Below are 5,044 nucleotides of genomic sequence, written 5' to 3' on the forward strand. Positions count from 1 at the left end.
CACGGCCACGATGGCCTCGGGCCCGATGCCTGCCGCGACCAGCACGCGGGCGAGCTGATTGGCGCGTGCGTTGAGTTTCCGATAGCTGAGCGACTGGGCTTCAAACTCAGCCGCCACGGCATCGGGCGAACGCTCGACTTGCTGTTCGATCAACGCGCCCAGCGTCGTTTCTGGCAGCGCCTGGCTGGTGTTGTTCCATTCCCCAAGAACCAATTGGCGTTCTTGCTTGGAGAGGATGTCGATACGGTTCAGCGGTATAGCGGCTGATGTTTCGACAAACGCCTTGAGCATGGCGACGAGATAGCCGGCATGACGTTCGATCGTGGTCCGATCGAAGAGTGCGGTCGCGTAGTGGATGACACCGAGGATCTGGCCATCGGCCTCACCCATATTGAGTTCAAGGTCGAACTTGATGATCTGATGCTCGACCGGAACCAGCGTGGTAACGACGCCGGGCAACTGCCAGTTGCCGACCTCATTGTTCTGCCAGGAGAACATGACCTGGAAGAGCGGGGTGTGATCGAGGTGTCGTTGCGGTTGGACGATTTCGACGACCTGTTCGAAAGGCAGGTCCTGATGTTGCTGGGCATCGAGCGCGACGCGGCGGACACGCTGGACGAGTTCGGCGGGCGAAGGCAGGCCGTCGAGATCGATACGCAGCGCGAGGGTGTTGACGAAGAAGCCGACGAGCGGTTCGATCTCGGCGTGTCCGCGATTGGCGGAAGGCGAGCCGATGACGATGTCGGATTGTCCGGAGAGGCGGGAGAGGACAGCGCTCCATGCGGCAAGGACAGTCATGAAGAGCGTGGCCTGCTGCTGTTGCGAGAACTGCCGCAGCGCGCGGGTGAGTTCGGCATCGATATGCAGGGGAACGGTTGCACCGGCATAGGACTGCTGGGGCGGGCGGGGCCGGTCGATGGGGAGTTCTATGCGAACAGGCGCGCCGGCGAGGTTGCTGCGCCAGAACTCGCTTTGCTCGGCAAGCCGTTCGCCGGCGAGCCATTGACGCTGCCATGCGGCGTAGTCGGGGTACTGGATGGCGAGGGCGGGCAGGTCGGCGGGTCGATTTTCGACGGCGGCGGCGTAGAGCGCACTGAGTTCGCCAAGCAGAATGCCAAAGGACCAGCCGTCGGAGACGATGTGGTGCTGGGTGAGCAGGAACTGATGATGATGCGCGTTGAAGCGGATCAATCTGGCGCGAATGAGCGGACCGTGTTCGAGGTCGAACGGTGTTTGAGCTTCCTTGTGTTGCAGGTGGAGGGCCTGTTCTTCGACATTGCCTCCGGACAAGACATGCTGGCGAAGCGGCACGCCTGACCCGATGGAGAGCAGTTGGACCTGTGGTTGCCCGTCGACGGAGACGAATACGGAGCGCAAGGCTTCGTGCCGGTCGAAGAGTGCGTTAAGCGCGTCATGCCATGCATGCGTATCGAGTTCGCCATGAAGATCGATGGCGAAGGGGATGTTGTAGGCGTGACTGCCCGGATCGAGTTGAGCGAGGAACCAGAGACGCTGCTGGGCGAAGGAGAGCGGCAGAAGCTGATCGCGGGACACCGATTCGATGGTGGGCAAATCGAGGGGTGCGGTGTGAAGCTGCTGCGAAACGACGTCGGCGAATGCGGCGAGAGAAGGTGCGGCGAAGAGGGAGGCGAGCGGCAGGTTTGCACCGATCGCGGCGATACGGCTCATGAGACGGACGGCGAGGAGCGAGTGGCCGCCGAGGGCGAAGAAGCTGTCGTGGCGGCTGACGCGTTCGATGCCGAGCAGTTCGCTCCAGATGCCGGCGATAGTCGTTTCCACTTCACCCGATGGTGCCTCGTAATCCTGTCGGACGAAGGCATTCTGATCAGGAGCGGGGAGCGCCTTGCGATCGAGCTTGCCATTAGGGGTGAGCGGGAAGGCATCGAGACGAACGAAGGCAGCCGGGACCATGTAGTCGGGCAGGCGTTCGGTCAGATAGATTCTCAGTTGGCTGGCGATGGCCAGATCAACGGACGCATCTTTCCCGTTGATCCGATCGCTGACGTTTTCGCTGGTCGCATCTTCCCTGTCGAATGCATTGGCATCGGCAACGACGTAAGCGACCAGTCGGAGATTGCCTTCGGTGCCATGAGTCAGAACAGCCGCTTCGCGAACACCGGTATGTTCGGCAAGCCGTGATTCGATTTCACCGAGTTCGATGCGGAAGCCACGGATCTTGACCTGATGGTCGTTACGGCCGAGGAATTCGAGGTTGCCGTCGGGCAGATAGCGTGCGAGGTCGCCGGTTTTATAAAGACGAGCGCCGGGCCGATTACTGAACGGGTCGTCGATGAAGCGTTCGCTGGTGAGGTCCGGTCGGTTCAGATAGCCGCGCGCGACACCGGCCCCGCCGACATAGAGTTCACCGGCCACACCGAGCGGGACAGGACGCAAATGCGCATCGAGCAGGTACGCGGTGGCGTTGTGAATCGGCCGGCCGATATGCGGGACCTCGGCATCGACGGGCAACACGCCAGAGGTTGCCACGACGGTGGCTTCAGTCGGGCCGTAGTTGTTGACCAGGGTGAGGCCATCGGGAAGCGCCTCGACACCCCCCGGGAAACGTTCACCGCCGATGAGCAGGTAACGCAGATTGGGCGGTAACTGCTTGCGGTCGATCGCCATGACGGCGAGCGAGGTGACGAGGAAGGAGACGTCGAGTTGCTGCTGTTGCCACCAGTCGAGCAGGGCAATCGGATCGCGAGCGGCATGTACCGGGGGCAGGACGAGGGCGCCGCCGGAGAGGAGGCTGGGCCAGAGTTCCCAGGTAGTGGCATCGAACGCCACGCCGGCCGTCATGGCCGAAGCCGATCCGGACCGAAGCGCGAAGGCATCGATATGCCAGTAACAGAGGTTGACCAGATTGTGATGTTCGACCATCACGCCCTTGGGCACACCGGTAGACCCCGAGGTATAGATCACATAGGCCAGATTCCGGTCGCTCAGCCCATCGACCACCGGGTTGGTCGTCGGATAAGCGGAAAGCTTGAGCAGGATGTTGAGTTCGGAAGCTTGCCCGGCATGGAGGACGATACTTTCGTCGACAAGCGCCTCATTGGGATCGAGGACAGCCCGGTTGGCGAGCGGCGCATCGCCGATAGCGGCGATGCCGGCGGTATCTGCGAGGACGATAGCAGGATTGGCGTCATCGAGAATGTGCGCGAGCCGGTCAGCGGGGTAGGCGGGATCGAGCGGGAGATAAGCCGCTCCGGCTTTAAGAATCGCTAGTACGCCAACAATCATGGCGGGCGCGCGCTCGACACAAACAGCAACCGGCATATCCAGGCCAGCGCCAAGCTCGATCAAATGATGCGCGAGCCGATTGGCACGCGCATTCAACTCGCCATAACTGAGCGTGATATCACCGAACCGCACCGCAACAGCCGAAGGCGTGAGTTCGACCTGCTGCTCGACCAAGCGCTGCACGGTGGCGCCAGTCGGATAATCGTGCCGGGTTTCATTCCACACGGTACACAACAGCGCGTGCTCTTCCGGAGGCATAACCTCGATCTGTCGAACCGCGATCGTGGACTTCGCTTCGAGCGCGTCTGCAATGCTCTCCAGCGCCTGCGCCATATACCCGCAGATGCGCGCGCCATTGAGCGGTTCGACGACCTGGAGGGTCAGCCCGAGCGCTTCTCCGAAGTCTTCGACGGAAAGCACGAGCGGATAATTGGTGCGCTCCTTTCCTTGCAGGAATTCGACACCTTCCAATGCAGCCTGCTCATCCGAGGTCGGTGTGTTATGACGGTAGTTCAGCAGCGAACTGAAGAGCGGTGACCCGGCCGGGACACCGCTACACCGTTGCGCAAGTGCAAGTGAGGCATGCTCGTGCGCGAGCAGATCGGCGAGACGCGCATGAGCAGCACGTATGCTGGCTTCGACCGATATGTGGTCGAGATCGATGCGAATCGGCAGGGTATTGATGAACAGGCCCATCGTGCGGTCCGCGCCGTCGCCGGCCTGCATGCGGCCGAACAACACGGTGCCGAACACGACGCGATCCTGACCGCTGGTGCGTGCGAGTACTTGTGCCCACGCAAGGTGACACAGGCTGGCGAGGCTCACGCCGGCGCGTTTGGCCTGCACGCGCAACCGATCATTCAATGCCTGCGGCAGCAGTCGATGCGCTTCGCGGACCCGGGTTCCGTCGCGATGAACTTCAGAAAGACCGAACGGATGGGTTGGTTCATCGAGGTCAGCGAGCATCGACGAGAAGAATCGCGCATGTTGTTCCTCAGTCATGCCGAGACGCGCCTGCGCAACCAGGTTGCGAAATGGTTGCGGCGGCGAAAGAGTGTGTTCGGGATCGCGGAGCTGAACCTGAATCTCGTTGAACAGAATATCGAGCGTCGAGTGATCGCCGATCAGGTGATGCATCTGCTGATGGAGGATCCAGCGACCATCGCTGTCCCGGGCGATCGCAATGCGGAGCAATGGCGCCTGGGACAGGTCGATCCGATGGTGATGAGGGTCGAAGCGTGCAGCGAACTGGTCGCTGACAGAACCCTCGGCCGGATTGAACGACAGTTCGTCGACGGTGAGTGATGCATGGCGTAAGACCACCTGGGCGGGGATGGACAAGCCTTCCCAGAAGAACGCGGTGCGCAGGATGTCATGCCGATCGACTACCTTCTGGACGGCGTCGAGAAAGCGGTCGAGCCGTGCTCGGCTGTCGAACGCCAGTTGCGCGACGAGCAGGTAGGGATCGCCCTCGGTGGCGAGCAGGTGGTGGAACAGGATGCCGTCCTGCAGCGGCGATAGCGCGTAGATGTCCTGGATGTTCGAGATACCGCCGGGGACATGGGCGACGATACGGTCGATGTCGGCCTGGGTGAGGTCGATGAGGGGCAGCAGATCGGGGGTGATCGCGGTGGTGTCCGCGGTGATGCGATTGGCCGGGACCTCGATCTCGCGGTGTTGGCCGAGGGTCTGGGCGAGGGCGACGAGGGTTGGTGCCTGGAACAGGTCGCGAACGGCGAGGCTGAGGCCGCGCTGGCGCATGCGCTCGATCAGCTTGACG

At 62.0% G+C, this 5,044-nt stretch carries 1 protein-coding gene; it reads right to left on the reverse strand.

Annotation, left to right across the window (positions count from 1 at the left end; all coding sequences use genetic code 11):
* Positions 1–5,044, reverse strand: a 5,044-nt coding sequence (locus AC1RQF_RS33080) for an amino acid adenylation domain-containing protein (protein ID WP_492874326.1), incomplete at both ends; no start/stop codon positions are given.

The organism is Burkholderia sp. GW821-FHT14F03 (assembly GCF_058803765.1).